The 16,949-nt window shown below is 38.4% G+C and carries 14 protein-coding genes; 7 read left to right on the top strand and 7 right to left on the bottom strand.

All coding sequences use genetic code 11. The annotated features are described in order from the left end of the window. Positions 1-13: 13 nt before the first annotated feature. Positions 14-1,114 (bottom strand): acyl-CoA desaturase, encoded by a 1,101-nt coding sequence (locus ZA05_RS02240; RefSeq protein WP_053990222.1) that lies wholly within the window; start codon positions 1,112-1,114, stop codon positions 14-16. A gap of 143 nt (positions 1,115-1,257) precedes the next feature. On the opposite strand from ZA05_RS02240, the gene rsmG reads away from it, so the two are divergent. After that, a complete protein-coding gene (gene rsmG, locus ZA05_RS02235) occupies positions 1,258-1,887 on the top strand; it encodes a 16S rRNA (guanine(527)-N(7))-methyltransferase RsmG (RefSeq protein ID WP_053990221.1) in 630 nt (209 codons plus the stop codon). A gap of 73 nt (positions 1,888-1,960) precedes the next feature. Here the strand turns inward: rsmG and ZA05_RS02230 are convergent, their stop codons facing one another. After that, the gene (locus ZA05_RS02230; protein WP_053990220.1) at positions 1,961-3,211 is read right to left on the bottom strand and encodes an Omp28-related outer membrane protein; all 1,251 of its coding nucleotides are present in this window, start codon (positions 3,209-3,211) and stop codon (positions 1,961-1,963) included. Between the two features lie 158 nt (positions 3,212-3,369). On the opposite strand from ZA05_RS02230, the gene ZA05_RS02225 reads away from it, so the two are divergent. Then, a complete protein-coding gene (locus tag ZA05_RS02225) occupies positions 3,370-3,855 on the top strand; it encodes a TlpA disulfide reductase family protein (RefSeq protein WP_053990219.1) in 486 nt (161 codons plus the stop codon). Between the two features lie 21 nt (positions 3,856-3,876). Beyond that, positions 3,877-5,547, top strand: coding sequence for a DUF6029 family protein (locus ZA05_RS18435; RefSeq protein WP_053990218.1), 1,671 nt, complete (start codon positions 3,877-3,879; stop codon positions 5,545-5,547). Positions 5,548-5,616: 69 nt separating this feature from the next. On the opposite strand, the gene ZA05_RS02215 is transcribed toward ZA05_RS18435, so the two are convergent. Then, a complete protein-coding gene (locus ZA05_RS02215; protein ID WP_053990217.1) occupies positions 5,617-7,266 on the bottom strand; it encodes a T9SS type A sorting domain-containing protein in 1,650 nt (549 codons plus the stop codon). A 147-nt stretch (positions 7,267-7,413) separates the two neighbouring features. Further along, complete coding sequence (pruA, locus tag ZA05_RS02210) at positions 7,414-9,039, bottom strand: L-glutamate gamma-semialdehyde dehydrogenase (protein ID WP_053990216.1); 1,626 nt, start codon at positions 9,037-9,039, stop codon at positions 7,414-7,416. 158 nt (positions 9,040-9,197) lie between these two features. Here pruA and ZA05_RS02205 point away from each other — a divergent pair, with 158 nt between their 5' ends. Further along, positions 9,198-10,199: a DUF6695 family protein gene (locus ZA05_RS02205; protein WP_053990215.1), complete on the top strand. Its 1,002-nt coding sequence runs from the start codon at positions 9,198-9,200 to the stop codon at positions 10,197-10,199. On the opposite strand, the gene apaG is transcribed toward ZA05_RS02205, so the two are convergent. From apaG to ZA05_RS02190, 3 genes are all read right to left on the bottom strand, one after another. Continuing rightward, the gene (apaG, locus tag ZA05_RS02200) at positions 10,192-10,578 is read right to left on the bottom strand and encodes a Co2+/Mg2+ efflux protein ApaG (RefSeq protein ID WP_053990214.1); all 387 of its coding nucleotides are present in this window, start codon (positions 10,576-10,578) and stop codon (positions 10,192-10,194) included. The genes ZA05_RS02205 and apaG overlap by 8 nt on opposite strands. Positions 10,579-10,678: 100 nt before the next feature. Continuing rightward, positions 10,679-12,049 (bottom strand): pyridoxal-dependent decarboxylase, encoded by a 1,371-nt coding sequence (locus ZA05_RS02195; protein WP_053990213.1) that lies wholly within the window; start codon positions 12,047-12,049, stop codon positions 10,679-10,681. Between the two features lie 171 nt (positions 12,050-12,220). Continuing rightward, positions 12,221-13,471 carry a DUF5103 domain-containing protein gene (locus tag ZA05_RS02190; RefSeq protein ID WP_053990212.1) on the bottom strand — a complete coding sequence of 417 codons (1,251 nt, stop codon included), beginning with the start codon at positions 13,469-13,471 and terminating at the stop codon, positions 12,221-12,223. A 163-nt stretch (positions 13,472-13,634) separates the two neighbouring features. Here ZA05_RS02190 and ZA05_RS02185 point away from each other — a divergent pair, with 163 nt between their 5' ends. Genes ZA05_RS02185 through ZA05_RS02175 form a run of 3 tightly spaced genes read left to right on the top strand, consistent with a single transcriptional unit; the run spans position 13,635 to position 16,949 of the window. Then, complete coding sequence (locus ZA05_RS02185; RefSeq protein WP_053990211.1) at positions 13,635-14,990, top strand: Na(+)-translocating NADH-quinone reductase subunit A; 1,356 nt, start codon at positions 13,635-13,637, stop codon at positions 14,988-14,990. A gap of 2 nt (positions 14,991-14,992) precedes the next feature. Beyond that, a complete protein-coding gene (locus tag ZA05_RS02180; protein WP_053990210.1) occupies positions 14,993-16,192 on the top strand; it encodes an NADH:ubiquinone reductase (Na(+)-transporting) subunit B in 1,200 nt (399 codons plus the stop codon). A 1-nt stretch (position 16,193) separates the two neighbouring features. Continuing rightward, complete coding sequence (locus ZA05_RS02175; protein WP_053990209.1) at positions 16,194-16,949, top strand: Na(+)-translocating NADH-quinone reductase subunit C; 756 nt, start codon at positions 16,194-16,196, stop codon at positions 16,947-16,949.

The raw sequence follows: 16,949 nt of genomic DNA, 5'->3' as shown, positions 1-16,949 counted from the left end.
GTAAAAAATCTGATTATGCTTGTAGAGCAGGCTTCATTCCCATTTCCTTTAAAAACCTGAAGTGGGCGATTATTGCTTTTCGTGTAGATTTATATTCGTTATAAGGTAAATTAAATTCTTTGGCGGTTTCCTTCACAATTTTTGAAATGTTGAAATAGTGCACATGGCTAATGTGAGGGAAAATATGGTGCTCAACCTGGTGGTTAAGTCCTCCGGTAAACCAGTTAACAAGCTTGTTGGTTCTTCCAAAATTAACGGTGGTTTTCAACTGGTGGATGGCCCAAGTGTTTTTCATGGTACCACCTTCTTCTGGAAGTGGCATTTCGGCTTCGTCCATAACGTGCGCCAACTGGAATACAACACTAAGGATAAGTCCCGCTACATAGTGCATTACAAAGAACCCTAAAAGGATCTTCCACCAAGCGATATCTAAAATCAGCATTGGAATAACAATCCAAATACACATATAGATTATTTTTGAAATCACCAATTTACTCCAGTTCCAAACAGGGTTTGGGAATTTTCCATAGGACAGTTTACGTTTCATGTAACGTTTCATTTGCATCCAATCAGTAGTGATGGCCCAATTAAGGGTTAGCAAACCATATAGAAAAATAGAATAATAATGTTGAAACTTATGGTAACGTTTCCATTTGGTATGCTTTGAAAATCGCAAAATACGGCCAGCGTCCAAATCTTCATCATGTCCGTGAATATTGGTATAGGTATGGTGCAATACATTATGTTGCACTTGCCAATTGTATACGTTTCCTGCCAAGATATAAATACTGCTCCCCATTAAACGGTTGATCCATTCTTTATTTGAAAAGGCGCCATGGTTACCATCGTGCATAACGTTCATACCAACACCTGCCATTCCAATTCCCATGATAACAGTAAATAGCAATTGTAACCAACCAGGGATGTCTAAAGTTAACAGTAAAAAATAGGGGGTTAAAAAGATGGCAAACATCACCACGGTTTTTACCCAAATTTTCCAATTACCGGTACGCTTGATGTTATTTTCTTTAAAATAGTCGTTAACACGTTTATTTAAAGTTCTAAAAAACTTGGCTGAATCGGTTCTGGAAAATGATAAAGTTTGCTTTGTCATAAGGTATAAAATTCAATAATACACTAGCAAAAATGAATAGTGTATGAAAATGCAAATATAATTAATAAACGGCTTGAAAGGGTTATGAAAATCTTAAAAATTATCCACACAAAAATGTCTACTTTTGTAGAAAATTTTGATAGATGGAGCTTATTAAGTATTATTTTCCAGACTTGACCAAGCAGCAGTTGGAGCAGTTTGAAAAGCTGGAATCCCTATACCAGGATTGGAACCTTAAAATTAATGTGGTTTCCCGAAAGGATATTGATGAATTGTATTTACGCCATGTGCTGCACTCGTTGGGAATTGCCAAGGTGATGCAGTACCAGCCTGGGGCCAATGTTTTGGATGTAGGTACCGGAGGTGGATTTCCCGGAATTCCATTGGCCATTATGTTTCCCGAAACCAAGTTTCATTTGGTGGATAGTATTGCTAAAAAATTGAAGGTAGTAAATGAAGTGGTAGAAGGCTTGGGGATTACCAATGTGAAAACGACACATAGTCGTGTAGAAGAGATTGATGAGCAATTTGATTTTATTGTAAGCCGTGCTGTGGCAATCATGCCAACATTTGTGCATTGGGTAAAAGGGAAGATTGCTAAAGCGCAAAACCATGAGCTCAAAAATGGAATTTTATACTTAAAGGGAGGTGATTTAAGTGAAGAATTGGAAAGTTATAAAACGGCCACTATTTATAATTTGAGTGAATTTTACAAAGAAGATTTTTTTGAAACCAAAAAAGTGGTGCACTTGCCATTGAAGTATAAAGGCTGATTCGTCAAGATTTAGAACATAAAAAAAACCAGAGCAGTGCTCTGGTTTTTTTGTTTGAATTGAAGCTAAATTATTAGTCCTCAATTACAATGCTTTCTCCTATTTCAGCACCAACAGCATTTAATACTTTACCGTCAGCATCCGTTACGAAAACTGCTAAATGAATATTTGAACTGTCAGCAATATTAGAGTCTAATTCAAAGCTATAACTTTTATTGTATAGGTTTGTTTCAGCGTCTAGATCTGTCGAAGCTAGTTCTTCTCCAAATAATCCAGTTGGTACTTGTCTTAAAACGTTATCATGAACAAAATCCGTTATGTAGTCGGCACCACCGTAATAATCGGTATAGTTTGTTTGTTCATAAATTAAACCGTCTTCAAGAACGTAAACAATTAGTTTGGCCTCTGTAAGTGTATTATCAAGGAGATCTACTGCAACATTAACATTTAGTGAATTGCCGCTCATTTCTGAAGTTAAAGCTAAAGCAGCAGGTGCAACATCTTGAGTAAGCCCAAGAACTTGGTTTACATAATTAGGTTCAGGAGTACTCCATTCTGTTGTGCGGTTTAACATAGCTGTAGGGTAACCACCTAAATCAACGAAGTTCTCCAAGCTACTAGCAGGGTAATTAAATGGGTCTATAGAACTATTATATCTATGGATAGCAGCAACAACTACTTCATCCGTAGCTTCTTCAACAAGTTCAATACCATAAGAAACTCTTGGGCACCATCCACACCAAGTACCAGTAAAATCTTCTATCAAAACTTTAGAAGGATATCCAACCAGAATCGACTTTTGGTTACTTTCTAAGGTTTCGTAAGTTGCAGTAATGATGTCAACTCCACGATTTTCTGTAGTGTAAGAATTACCTGAAATTTCTGTTCCATTAACATAAAAAGTACTTTCAGAAGTTAAATTGTTTCCTTGATTTCCTGTAGCTGTTAAAGTAATTAGCTCCCCAGGGAATGCACTAGATTTATTAGCGCTAATTAGAAGTGACGAAATAGTAACGGAAATATTGTTACTAGTGATATCTCCAAGTTTTGCATTCACAACATAGGTACCTGCTTCGGTAGGGGTGTAAGTGCTTCCTGAGATTACAGTGCCAGAAAAATAGATAGTAGATTGAGATGTAACATCAGAATTGTTGTCGTCAGTTACAGTGAAAGTTAAGGACTGGCCTAGGTTAATGGCATTGTTGTCTACAGAAATGGTGATTGAGGAGGCTTGTCCTCCGTTTCCATCGTCTGAAGAACTACAAGAAAAGAAAGCTGAAGCGACAACCAACAAGAATAATTGTAAGATACGTGTTGTTTTCATAAAGTTATGTTAGGGTTAAATTTTCAAAGTGCCGAATATAAATATTTTAGGAGTAAAAACATATGTTAACTGTTAAATTTTTAAAAAAAAATATCTAGAGGGTCATCTTGTTTAAAAAAAATTAACTTTGCCCTTGAATTTTTCAAAACCCCTATTAAATGAAATCGTTAACAACATTAATTTTTTTAATAGCCTTTAGTCTTTCAAGTAAAGCGCAAGATGTTTTGCCAAACCTTCAATTGGAAAATCTTAAAGGTGATACTGTGGCTTTACAAGACATATCCAAAGATGGTCAATTAGTAGTCGTGTCACTTTGGGCAACTTGGTGTGTGCCATGCAAAAATGAATTGGATGCCATTGGAGAGGTATATCCGGATTGGGTAGATGAAACCAATGTTAAATTATATGCCATTTCGGTGGATGACTCGCGTACTGTGAAACGTGTAAAGCCATTGGTAAATGGTAAGGGATGGGAATTTGAAGTTCTGTTGGATACCAATGGCGATTTAAAGAGACAGTTAAATGCACCTACGATTCCGGTAACTTTATTGGTTAAGGACAATAAAATTGTTTTTAGACATTCTGGTTATGCCCCAGGTAGTGAAGAAGAGCTGTACGAGAAAATTAAAGAGTTTTCTAAATAATATTTAATCCCAATAATTATAATGAAGTATTTTCAATTGGCAGTAGCTTTACTGTTAGGGACTACTTTTGTCCAAGCCCAAGAATACGGACAATTGAGTGGAGGGTTAGAATCCAATTCCCAATACTATGTAGATGATTCCAAAACCGGTGATTTTATGGAGGAGGACCACTTCAGGTCTAACAATTATTTGCGCTTAAATTACACATATAAAAATTGGTTTGGTAATGTGCAGGTGGAGTCTTATGAGCCTCGAGCGCTATTAAATTACTATCCGAAATACGAGGGGACAGACTTAGGGACTTTTTCTTTTGGGTATAAATCCCAAAAGTTAGAGGTAACTATGGGGTATTTCTATGAGCAATTTGGAAGCGGTTTAGTGCTGCGTACTTGGGAAGACCGTCAATTAGGTATTAATAATGCCTTGAGAGGGGGGCGTGTTACTTATAGACCTTTTGATGCAGTTGAAGTTACTGCTTTGTATGGTAGACAACGGGATGGATTTGAGGTTTCAAGAGGTGATGTTTATGGGTTTAATGCAGAATTAGGATTAGGCACATTTTTGAATTTTGAATCAACGGGATTGGATTTTGGTTTTAGTTATGTTGGTCGTTATGAGGAACTAGATATTGAAAACCCAAATTTTGAGCCTATGACCAACACGTTCTCTACAAGATTGGACTTTACCGAAGGTAATTTTTATGCATCCGGGGAGTATGTCTTGAAAGGGGAGGACGTGTACCAAGAATTGGGACGACTGTCTGAAGATACTTATTTTGATGGTAATGCTTTTTTGTTAAATTTAGGCTTTGCTCAATCGGGATTAGGAGTTGACGCTACGTTCAGAAGAATGGAAAATATGACGTTTTATTCTCAGCGTGATCAAGGACAATACGGTAATAACCCATATAATCAAGATGTTGTTAACTATTTGCCGGCCTTGACAAAGCAACATGATTATAGTTTGACAAATATTTATGTGTACCAATCTCAGCCAAAATTAGCTTTCAATCCTCTTACTAAGGCGGGTGAGATTGGAGGTCAAATTGATGTTTATAAAAAGTTTAATAGAGGAACTCTTTTAGGGGGTAAATATGGTACAAAAATAGCATTTAACTATTCCAATTGGTATGGATTGGGCGGAGAGTTTGATGTTGTTGAAAAAACCTATGAGTCGGGTGGTTTTTTCGATTTTGATAAAAAATATTTCAGGGAAGTAAGTTTAGAGGTGCGTAAAAAAATATCCTCTAAATGGTCTACAATTGTAACAGTTGTAGACACTTATTACAATACAAAATATGTTGAGGAGCGTGCGGGCGAGGCCAATGTTTTCGTAGCAGTTGCTGAAGCAACCTATAAATTTGGTTCTGGTAAATCTGTGCGAATCGAAGGGTCTCACTTATGGTCCGATGACAAAGATCATGACAGAGCGAAAAACTGGGCAGGAGGAACTTTAGAATATAATTTCAATTCAAAATTTGCAATTTTTGCTACTGATATATGGAATTATGGAAATCCAGATGAAGATAGACAAATCCATTATTATAATTTTGGAGGTAGTTTTACTAAAGGAGCCACTAGAATTGGAGCTAGTTATGGAAGACAGCGAGGAGGATTGGTGTGTGTAGGTGGTATCTGTAGATATGTGCCGCAGAACACAGGCTTTACCTTAAACATTGCGACAGCTTTTTAAGAAGTTAACATAGATAAACAAAAAAGGAGTGCTTTTAAAGCACTCCTTTTTTGTTTCAGGAAATTCTTTTTATTTAACTATTAGTTTGGTGTTTAGTAATTTTTTGCTGTTGTCATAAACTTGGAGCAAGTAGAGGCCTGAATCCAGCTGTAAATTAAAAGTGTTATGTTCCGTTAAAGAGGTGTTGGTTTGGTATACTTGTTTACCTGTTAGATCAAATATGGCTATTTCTGCATCGTATATTTGTGAAGTGCTTAAAATAGTCAATTGTTTTTTTATTGGATTTTGCGAGAGTTTCACAATGTCAGTTTCATATGAAGGAAGGCTTAAAGTTCCTTCTAGAATTTCGGTGATTGCAAAGGCAACATTTCCTGTACTTAGTGTAACATGGGGCTCATTACTACTTGGAATATAGGTGTTGTCAAATGGAGAGTCCGTTGTTGTTAGGACGGTATACCAATTGCTATCACTAATAGAAAGTGCACTTAGGGTTGGTATAAAACAGAAATATTGCGAATTTAGGTTGTCTACAAACTCAGAAATCAAGTCTATGGATTCGTCCCCAAAGGAATATAGGTCGAATTGACCTCCAGGGGCGCTATCCAGGCCGTCTGAGGTGGTGGGAGATTCTGCAGTAGCTTCATAGTTGTAAACATCAATCCAGGTGCCGAAAATATTAATTTGGCCGACCAAGTCTGTCACTGTTATTGTTTCTGAAGCCAAGGGCGCAAAGTTAATAGCAATGGTTGCTTGAGTTTGTGAGGTGCCAACAATGCCTGTGTCAAAAGTATGGTTGATCAATTCCATTCCCGGTGAACCGGTCATTTCTCCGGTGCCGCTACCGTTAACGATGGCAACATTGCGGGAATTTTGCGGCATTCCCATTGTGTTCAATTCGGTTTGGAAGTCATCTCTAAAATTAGGAGCACCAATTGGTAGTGTTACAGTTGCATCTTGATCCACATTGGAGCCAGATTGCAAATGTCCTAAATAATGGTCTATCAACATTTGTTTCGCGGCAGGGCTGTTCAAAAATCCGTTTACCAAATTTTCGGTTTCCTCGATAGCAGGGTCCCCATTATACAGATAATTGAATAGGTATTGAATGCCCATTGGTACATTGGCGCCTAAGTGAGGTGTATCAAACGAAATGAATAAACGTGTGTCATGATCCATGCTGTTTTGTTCCATATAGCGCAGTGCATATTGACAAACCAAGCCACCCATGCTAGGCCCGATAACCACATTTTGTTCTTCGCCTTCTTTTAAATCGTTTACAGTATCGATAAGTTCTGTTAGGATAAATGCATTTCTTTGAATGAAGTCTGCTCCTCCATTAATTTCAGTGGTATTATCTGAGCTGCTTATATAGGTAGGGAAGTTTAATACAACAATGTCGAAGCCTTCATCGCGTAAGGCATCGGCAAGGTTTTGTACAGGTTCTCCGTAGTCTAGTAGTTCGTACATTAAATCGATAGTTCTGGAATCGTTTGGGTCAAATCCGTCTGCTACGATTATGGGTTTGTCAAAAACACCATCAATATTGTCGTAATATATTTTGTATTCTCCAGTACCTATATGAGCTGTGGTTTCGCCAAAGCCTTGATAGGTTAAAGAGGAATTTATGGAAATTATGTCGCTTTCATCCCCAGGCGTTTGTCCATAAAATAGTAGGGGAATGGTTAGAAAAGAAAAAAGCGTAAAGTAATTTAATTTCATATAAGGTCGATTTACGGTTAATGGAAATTAAAGATACAAATTATATCATTGCGTTGTTATTAGGATTTTGGGAGGGAAAATATAGGGTATAAAAAAACCTCAAAAGTAAATTTTTGAGGTTTTTAATGTATTTAGAAAAGATATCTCTTAGCCTAAGAACGGGTAGCGATAATCTGTAGGTGTGACAAAGGTTTCTTTAATCAACCTTGGAGACACCCAGCGTAATAAGTTTTGGGCACTACCAGCTTTGTCGTTTGTACCAGAAGCTCTTGCTCCTCCAAATGGCTGCTGTCCAACAACGGCACCAGTAGGCTTGTCGTTGATGTAGAAGTTTCCAGCGCTGTTTTGCAATGCTTTCGTAGCTTCTTCAATAGCGTATCTGTCTGTAGAGAGAATGGCGCCTGTAAGGGCATATTCACTTGTTTGGTCTACCAATTTCAGAGTTTCTGAATAAGCCTCTGCATCGTATACGTAAATAGTGATTACTGGGCCAAACAACTCCGTACACATGGTGGTATACTTAGGATTGGTAGTTACAATAACGGTTGGCTCAACAAAGTAACCTTTGGATTTATCATAGTTTCCACCGGCAATGATTTCAGCATCGCTATCAGCTTTGGCGCCATCAATATATTTGGCAAGCTTGTCAAATGATCCTTCGTGAATTACAGCTGTAATAAAGTTGTTCATGTCTTCTGGAGAACCCATTTTGAATGATTTAAGGTCTTCCTGAACATAACCTTTTACTTCCTCCCAGATATTGTTTGGGATGTAGGCTCTTGAGGCAGCACTACATTTTTGTCCTTGGAATTCAAAAGCCCCTCTTACAATAGCAGTGGCCACTTGTTTAGGGTTGGCGGTTTTGTGGGCAACGATAAAGTCTTTTCCTCCTGTTTCACCTACAATTCTAGGATAGGTTTTGTAGTTGTGGATGTTTTCTCCTATTTTCTTCCATAGTTCCTTGAACACAAAAGTAGATCCAGTGAAGTGTAATCCTGAAAAATCTGGACTGGCCATTACAGTATCGGTAATCATTGCAGGATCTCCGAAAACCACGTTGATAACACCTGCAGGAACTCCAGCTTCTCTAAACACGTCCATGATAACTTTTGCTGAATATACCTGACTGTCACTTGGTTTCCAAACTACAACATTTCCCATTAAAGCCATACATGCAGGTAGATTTCCTGCAATGGCGGTAAAGTTGAAAGGAGTTACGGCATAAGTGAAACCTTCCAAAGGACGGTATTCAACTCTGTTCCAGGCGTCACTCGTACTTTCTGGTTGCTCATGGTAGATGTCTGCCATAAACTGTACGTTAAAACGTAAAAAGTCGATCAGCTCACAAGCAGAATCAATCTCTGCTTGGTGAATGGTTTTGGACTGCGCAATCATGGTTGCGGCATTTATCTTGGCCCTGTATGGTCCGGCAATCAATTCGGCGGCTTTTAAAAAGATGCCTGCACGTTGTTCCCATGGAAGTTGAGACCAAGTTTTTCTGGCTTCCAAAGCCGTGGCAATGGCTTCCTCAACATGAGATTGTTCTGCAACATGGTAAGTTCCAACCACGTGTTGGTGGTCGTGTGGAGGGGACATGGTACGTGTGTTACCTGTTTCTACATCTTGTCCGTTAATATATAGTGGTACGTCCACTTTGCTATTGAACATTTCTTTGTAAGCCTTCAATACAGCTTCGCGTTCCGGAGATCCGGGAGCGTAAGATTTTACTGGTTCGTTGATAGCAACTGGTACGTTAAAAAATCCTTTTCCCATGGGTATTCTGTTTATAGGGTTATTGAAAATTTTGAGAGCCAAAGGTACGATTTTTTAGATATTTATGAATGTGGAGGCCTCTTAAAACCATATTAAAAATTGGAGTGATTCCGTGAGTTGAATTCTTGGTATATTTGATGGAGTCAATTGAAAATTAAATGGAAAGTACTGGAATCATTTTAACCTTAGCCTACCCTGAGACCATTGTTATGGTCGCTGAAGAATGGTACTCGCCTTTACTTCGGTTTGTTGGTGTAGGGAAGAAAAATTATGTTAGGGCTGGACATGCTGCTTTGGTCCTGATTGAAATGTCAACCGGTATTTTGGAATACCATGATTTTGGTCGCTATATTACTCCGGAGCCCCACGGTAGGGTTAGGGGGAAGGAAACAGATTTTGAATTGGATTTTCCTCTAAAAGCTAAGATTGTAGATGGTAGCGTTGAAAATTTGCAAGAGTTGTTAGAATTTTTAGCCACTCATCCCAAATTGACACATGGCGAAGGGACAATGTATGCCTCTATTTGTAATAGGGTAAATTATAAAAAGGCTAGGGAGCATATAACAAAAATGCAGAACAAGCACTTTATGCGGTATGCAGCTTTTTTAAAAAACGCTACCAATTGCGCCCGGTTTGTTGCAGATGCTCTTATTGAAAGTGTTGTAGATGCTTCCTTAAAGAGAAAATTGGAACAGTCCAAAATGTTTACGCCTAGCACCATTGGTAATGTTGTAATTGCCAATACGGGAGCTAAGGTTTATAGGGTAACAGTACAAGGAGAGGTGTCTGTGTTTGCCTCTTCAGTGAGGAGAGAGAATAGGCGGTTGTTCTTAGATAAATTGAATGGGCATCAGCCTAACTTTATTGGTACTTTAAAGCCAAAATTCAATGATCAAAAAAGTGGTCATGCACAATGGTTACCTGGAATTGCGGCCGGAGCATGGTTTGAAATTCATGAATTGGAAAGCGTCCAAGTGTTTAGGTTTCGAAGGATTTCGCCACATGGAAATATTGATGTTGATGGAGTTTATCAAATAGATCAAATAGGATTCGATATCAACGAAAAGTACCAATTTGTACAATATTCAAACTGCCGGTTCTTTCATATCGAGCAACAGGAGCAAATCTTTCGCTTTGAATTTGTGAAGCACTTTAGTTAAGTGCAAACGGTGCACTAAGTTTGAAGGCAGGAATATAGACTTTAAAATTATTGGAGGAAGTAAAGTTTACCATATTGTAGTAGCCCTTCATTGCGCCAAAGGGAGATGTCAAAAGACACCCCGAATTATAGGTGTGGGATTCTCCGGGTTGTAGAACAGGCTTCTTACCAATGACGCCTTCTCCTTCAACAATTTCAACATTGTTAAGGGCGTCATAGATTTTCCAATGCCTTGAATTTAATTGGACGGCATCCTTGCCTTGGTTTTCTATAGTGACTTTATAGCCAAAGGCAAAATGCACTTTATAATTTTTATAAAATGTCCCTTCAAAAGTAGTGTCTACGGAAATCTTTATACCGCTTGTAACTTGTTGTACCATAAAGTATGACTTAAAAAGCTAAAATAATGTATTTTTCTTTTGCTTGGCGAATTTTGGCTTTTCTAGACGTTATTTTTAACATCTATAATGATTTTGAGGCTTATTTTATATTGAAATTATGATTTTCGACAAAGGTTTCCAATTCTTTAAAGAAATTAATAATGTCTTTTTCCTCTAAACTTGAATTGACGGTTACTAATCTTACAAATTCCTGATTTTTAAAAACGCCAAAGCTTACCATTAGCGTTGCATTTTGGTAGAGGGCTGTGCAAAGCCCTTTTGCAGGAATGTCTTTATAGTTGAAGCAAACCGAAATGGAATCCTCAAAGCTGTACAGCTCGTAGTCGGGATGGATGTTTATATAGTTTCTTGCCACATCGGCCAACTGGAATTGTTTGTCAACAAGTCGCTCCAAGCCTTGAGTGCCTATGCTTTTCCAAAGTGTCCAGAATTTTAAGGCATCGTTACGCCTGCCACATTGCAAAGAGATTTTGCCAAGGTTGAATTCGTCCCCATCTGTTTGGTATAAATACTCCGCATCATTTGAAAAGGACAAGTGCAGGTCTTTTGTGTCTTGTGTAACAATAATGGAACAGCTCAAAGGTGTGCCTAACATTTTGTGGGCATTTACACTAAAGGAATTTGTTAGTTCAACCCCATTTACTAGATGTTTGAATTTCTTACTGAAAATTACCGAGCCACAATAGGCGCCATCCAAGTGCAGCCATAGATTGTATCTACTACTAACTTTGTGGATAAGGGGGACATCATCGAAGGCTCCCATGACAGTAGTGCCGGCGGTGCAGTTCACAAAAAACGGATGATTGCCTACTGCAAGGTCTTTTTTGATTTTCATTTCAAGGTCATCTGCCAGCATTTCGCCATGGCTGTTGGTTTTCACCTCTCGTACTTGATTTCGTCCTATTCCCATTAAAGCGGCATTTTTGCTGATGGAATAGTGTGATACTTCTGAGGTGTAAACAATCATTTTGGAATTGATACCTGTATTGCGTGATGTTATATCGTATTTGTCACGGGCCATTACCATGGCCATAAAGTTGCTCATGGATCCTCCGGGGGCAAAAGTGCCATCACTTTGCGGACCGTAGCCTATCATGCTACAGATTTTCTTAAGGATGATTTTTTCTATTCCTATTTGAGGCCCTCCTACCTTATAGGTGTACATGCTATTGTTAAGCATAACGGCTAAAAGGTCTCCTAGGGTTGCTTTACTTATACGGCCACCATATAATTGATTGAAAAAGGCGACCGAAGCCGTTTTTGGCGTGTATTTGATGATTTCTAGAAGTGAAGCCTTAAAGTCTTTGCTTAGTGTTGGTGTATCAGGAAGTTCAAGATCTAAGCTGTCAAATAATTGGTCTGTGTCAATAGGTTTTGCCACAGGTTGACGTTGTTCTTCTTCCAAAAGGATTTCGACCAACTCGTTAAATAGCTTTAAATCTTTCTCCATGAATTGCGTTTTGAAAGCCTGAAAATACAAGCAAGCTTAAAATTATTAAAAAATTAGGTCATAAACCATTGAAATACAGAGAGAGTTTTTTGGTGGGAATTTGAGCTTGGCTAGTTGATGTGTTAAAATACCTCAGTGGTATTATAGTGCACCGAACGTTTATTGAGGGGTTTAATTGGTGATATTCACAGAAGATCCTTCCCCAAATCCGATAAGTTTATCGTAACGCGCTCCCAAATCACGATAATAGACCAACACTTTATAGTTGTTTTCGGTTTGGTAATAATTACCGCAAATGGCACCTTCGTCCAGTTGTCCGTTTTCATCACGAATTACATATTTGTAATTATAGAAACCTTGTTTCATTTTTATTACACTTTCATAAATACCTTTTGTTGGGTTATAAGCCATTTGGTTGCTTTCGTCTGTAATGTAGTTGTTGTAATTTCCGTAGACATAAATGGATTGGCCTGGTGGAAGTTCTGTATGTAAAAGTGAAAAGTGGATATTGGTGTAGTCTGCCTCAATAGATACATTATCGGTATCCAGAGCTGTGATTACAAAATTTCCGTTGATATCAGGGTTGTAAGTATATGGTTGTCCAGCTCTAGCTGTATTGGTGAAGAGGAATCCATGATAAATATCCCGTAGGTCAATAAACTGGACACCTACATTGGCAGCTCGCACGTCTTTGTTCTCAAAAAACAAATATTCATTGCCGCCCCAAAAGCTGGATTCTGTGGTGTATTTGTAGATAAGTTCTTTTCCCATGGTGTATTGGGGCTTAAGATTGGGTATGGCGGTGTTAAGGTTGTTGTTTTGAATAACTAAAGTTTTAATGGTTTCGTTGGGGTTGTTCAGGTTCAATCCTCTGGAATTGATAATAAAATCAACCGACTGCTTTTCGTTAATAACGCTTACATCTCTGGAGCGCTTTAGGGTAATGCCAACACTTACTAAATCTTCATAAACCATAAATTTTCTGGAAAACATCAGTTCTTCGTATTGGTCATAAATAGAAATAAGGTAATTGCCACTCTTTAAAATATCCCCGGTTTGATTATTTGGGATTTCAAGGGTGTAATGTGAATAGATTTGATAGGTGTTAAATGAATTTTCGTAATCGCGTATGCGCTGGTTGTCAAAACCTTTCAAATATTCAGATTTAACAAGCTGCGAAGGCGTCCAATCAAAATTAAAATGTTCGATAACATAGTAGAAATCCTCCTCATCTCCCGTTAGGGCATCAAATTCCAAAACCAAGGGTTGCCCCAAGGGTAAAATAGGAAGTTGACTTTCTTGGGTGTCGCCTTTAAAGGTGATGGTTTTGATGAAATCTGGTGGGGCAACTTCGCTAACTTGTGAGAAAATAATGTAGGGAAATAGAAAAATGTATGCGAAGAGGTTGAGTTTTGATGTCATTAAAGTCTTATTTTGATGTAAATATAGTTAAATTTATAGGACGCAAAATTCAGCTATTTAGAATTGTTATAAATAAATAAGTAGCTATTATTTCAAATATAATTTAGGTATTAATTCGTAAATTTGCGTCGATTTTTAGACAATTAATTTCAATATCAAACATATGTCCAACGACATTAAGATTAAAAAAGGTCTGAATATAAACCTAAAAGGTGAAGCTGATAGGTCCACAGAGAATGCGATCATCAGTAATTTCTGCACCATCAGGCCAGAAGACTTTCACGGCGTTACCCCAAAATTAGTAGCAAAAGAAGGCGCAAAAGTAAAGGCAGGTGAAACTGTTTTTTATGATAAAGCGAATGAACTTGTGAAATTTGTGTCTCCAGTTTCTGGAGAGATTGTTGAGGTACAACGCGGTGCAAAACGAAGAATTTTAGCAATTAAGATCCAAGCGGATAAAGAGCAATCTTACCTAGATAGCGGCAAATTGGATGTGGCTTCTGCGAGTGCGGAGGCAATCAAATCTCATTTGATGGCATCAGGTTGTTGGCCATTTATTAAGCAGCGTCCTTACGATGTGATCGCCAATCCAGACAAAAGCCCAAAGGCTATTTTTGTATCGGGATATGCGTCGGCGCCATTGGCAGCAGATTATGATTATGTGCTACAAGGTAAGGAAACTGAGCTTCAGACTGCGATTACCGCTCTTGGGAAACTTACAGAAAGTACGGTGCATGTCTCTGTAGGAGCTGGTTCTAATTCGCCTTTAGCAGGTCTTTCAGGTGTAACATTACATAAAGTGTCCGGTCCACACCCTGTGGGGAACGTAGGAACACAAATCAATAAAATTGATCCTATCAATAAAGGAGAGGTGGTTTGGACCGTATCTCCTCAAGATCTTGTTATTATTGGAGAAATGTTGCTTACCGGGAAGTTCAATGCGGAGCGTATTGTTGCTTTGGTAGGGTCTTCGGTTAAAAAACCTAGATACTTCAGAACCAAAATTGGTAGTGAAGTAGCCACTATGGTTTATGATAATGGAATTGATAAGAATAGCAATTGTAGAATCATCTCAGGAAATGTACTTACAGGAAACCACGTAAAGCCAGACGGATGTTTGGATTACTACAGTAATACAGTTACTGTAATTCCTGAAGGAGATGACTATGAGCTTTTTGGATGGAATAAACCTGTTTTTAACAAAATATCAACGTCTAGAGCAATGACTTTTTCATGGTTGAACCCTAAGAAGAAGTTTGATTTAGATACTAATACTAATGGAGAGCATAGAGCATTTGTGGTAACTGGAAATTATGAGGAAGTATTTCCTTTAGACATCTACCCAATGCAAATTCTTAAGGCTTGTATGTATAAGGACCTTGACGAAATGGAAGCCTTGGGTATGTATGAAGTTGCTCCGGAAGATTTTGCTTTGACCGAATTTGTTTGTGTGTCTAAACAGCCTCACCAAAAGATTATTAGAGAAGGTTTGGACTTAATGATTAAAGAAATAGGATAGCCATGAGTTTGAAAAGTACATTACATAACTTAAAAGAAAAGTATAAAGGCACCAAAATGGCGCCTGCGTTTAACGCATTGCATACCTTTTTATACTTGCCTAACGATACCACTCATGGTGGAACCCATATTAAGGCTGCCGACGACTTGAAGCGTACCATGAATACAGTGATCATGGCATTGGTGCCGTGTTTGATTTTTGGTATGTTCAACGCAGGTTACCAGCATTTTGTTGCCGTTGGAGAGCCTGTAGCATTCTTGTCCTGGGATGCCTTTTCTATTGGATTGATTAAAATATTACCACTACTTATTGTGTCTTATGGCGTAGGACTTGGAATCGAGTTCTTGTTCGCCATCATTAAAGGACATGAAGTAGAGGAAGGTTACTTGGTAACTGGAATGTTGGTGCCACTTATTGTACCAATTGATTTGCCATTATGGATGTTGGCCGTGGCCGTAGCATTTGGTGTGGTAATCGGTAAAGAGGTATTTGGTGGTACAGGGATGAACATCCTGAATCCAGCATTGACAATCCGTGCATTTTTGTTCTTCGCATATCCAACTTGGATGTCTGGAGATAAAGTATGGGTACACGGTGCTGTAGAGCGCGCCAATGAAATTGCTGGAGGAGCTAATGTTGATGTGATTTCCGGAGAAACCATTTTAGGAAGTTTAGCGCAAGGAAATGAGGCAGGCTATTCTGTTGCCGATATGTTCTACGGATTTATCCCCGGTTCTGTTGGGGAGACCTCTACCTTCTTGATTCTGTTAGGGGGATTGTTCTTGATCTTCACTAAAATTGGAAGCTGGAGAATCATGTTGTCTTCTGTAATTGGAGCATTGGTTATGGGATTAATCTTTAACAGTGTTGTAGATGCTGGTTGGATAGCTGAGAGCAGCAAATTCTACGGATTAATGAGCACTGAATTCTGGCATCATTTATTGATTGGTGGTTTTGCCTTTGGTACTGTGTTTATGGCTACAGATCCTGTAACGGCATCTCAAACCAACAAAGGAAAATGGATCTATGGATTCTTGGTAGGATTCATTTCTATCCTAATCCGTGTGTTCAACCCGGCTTACCCAGAAGGTGTAATGTTGGCCATTTTATTGATGAACGTATTTGCACCGACCATTGACCACTATGTGGTACAGGGAAATGTTAAGAAAAGAATGAAACGTTTAAAAGCAAAAACAGCTTAAGATGAGTAATAAAACAGATAGTAACGTATATACCGTATTGTTTGCCATTGGTATGGTAGTGGTAGTAGGAGCCTTGTTGGCCTTTACTGCGGCGTCACTTAAGGGTACAATTGGAAAAAATGTGGAGTTGGAAAAGAAACAAAACATTTTGTACGCTATGGGTGTGAATGAAAATGATGAAAGTAGTGCTGTTTTTGTTGATAAATCTGAAGCTCCAGAATTGTTTTCTAAATATATCACCAAGCAATTGGTAATGCAAGGTGGTGAGGTTTCAGAAGATGAAAACGCTTATTTAATTGATATCAAAAAGGCTAAAGAAGCTGCTGAAGGAGACGCTTCCAAAAGACAGTTGCCAATTTTTGTAGGGGAGAAAGATGGAAAAACTTTCTATATCGCTCCTATATATGGTAAAGGACTTTGGGATGCCATTTGGGGCTATGTTTCTATGGACGAAAACATGGTAGTTCAAGGGGCTTATTTTGACCACAAAGGAGAAACTCCTGGTCTTGGAGCCAACATTAAGGAGCGTTTCTTTATGGACGACTTTATTGGGGAGCATTTATTGGACAGCAACGGAAATTTCAAAGGAGTGGATGTTGCCAAAGGAAATGCCGATCCAAAGAACGAAAACAAAACTGATAACGAGGTAGACGCCATTGCGGGGGCCACTATTACTGGTAATGGTGTAGCTGCAATGTTGAAAAGCGACTTACAGTTGTATAAGCCTTTTTTCGATAACTTAAAAAACAACAAATAA

This window comes from Mangrovimonas sp. TPBH4 (genome assembly GCF_001280505.1).
Classification (GTDB): Bacteria; Bacteroidota; Bacteroidia; order Flavobacteriales; family Flavobacteriaceae; genus Mangrovimonas_A.
Note: the sequence above shows the minus strand (reverse complement) of the source record. Positions and strands in the feature narration are given on the sequence as shown.

Excerpts from the sequence above, each read along its gene's own strand:
- ZA05_RS02240 (WP_053990222.1), bottom strand. The coding sequence starts at position 1,114 with ATGACAAAGCAAACTTTATCATTTTCCAGAACCGATTCAGCCAAGTTT.
- rsmG (WP_053990221.1), top strand. The coding sequence starts at position 1,258 with ATGGAGCTTATTAAGTATTATTTTCCAGACTTGACCAAGCAGCAGTTG.
- ZA05_RS02230 (WP_053990220.1), bottom strand. The coding sequence starts at position 3,211 with ATGAAAACAACACGTATCTTACAATTATTCTTGTTGGTTGTCGCTTCA.
- ZA05_RS02225 (WP_053990219.1), top strand. The coding sequence starts at position 3,370 with ATGAAATCGTTAACAACATTAATTTTTTTAATAGCCTTTAGTCTTTCA.
- ZA05_RS18435 (WP_053990218.1), top strand. The coding sequence starts at position 3,877 with ATGAAGTATTTTCAATTGGCAGTAGCTTTACTGTTAGGGACTACTTTT.
- ZA05_RS02215 (WP_053990217.1), bottom strand. The coding sequence starts at position 7,266 with ATGAAATTAAATTACTTTACGCTTTTTTCTTTTCTAACCATTCCCCTA.
- pruA (WP_053990216.1), bottom strand. The coding sequence starts at position 9,039 with ATGGGAAAAGGATTTTTTAACGTACCAGTTGCTATCAACGAACCAGTA.
- ZA05_RS02205 (WP_053990215.1), top strand. The coding sequence starts at position 9,198 with ATGGAAAGTACTGGAATCATTTTAACCTTAGCCTACCCTGAGACCATT.
- apaG (WP_053990214.1), bottom strand. The coding sequence starts at position 10,578 with ATGGTACAACAAGTTACAAGCGGTATAAAGATTTCCGTAGACACTACT.
- ZA05_RS02195 (WP_053990213.1), bottom strand. The coding sequence starts at position 12,049 with ATGGAGAAAGATTTAAAGCTATTTAACGAGTTGGTCGAAATCCTTTTG.
- ZA05_RS02190 (WP_053990212.1), bottom strand. The coding sequence starts at position 13,471 with ATGACATCAAAACTCAACCTCTTCGCATACATTTTTCTATTTCCCTAC.
- ZA05_RS02185 (WP_053990211.1), top strand. The coding sequence starts at position 13,635 with ATGTCCAACGACATTAAGATTAAAAAAGGTCTGAATATAAACCTAAAA.
- ZA05_RS02180 (WP_053990210.1), top strand. The coding sequence starts at position 14,993 with ATGAGTTTGAAAAGTACATTACATAACTTAAAAGAAAAGTATAAAGGC.
- ZA05_RS02175 (WP_053990209.1), top strand. The coding sequence starts at position 16,194 with ATGAGTAATAAAACAGATAGTAACGTATATACCGTATTGTTTGCCATT.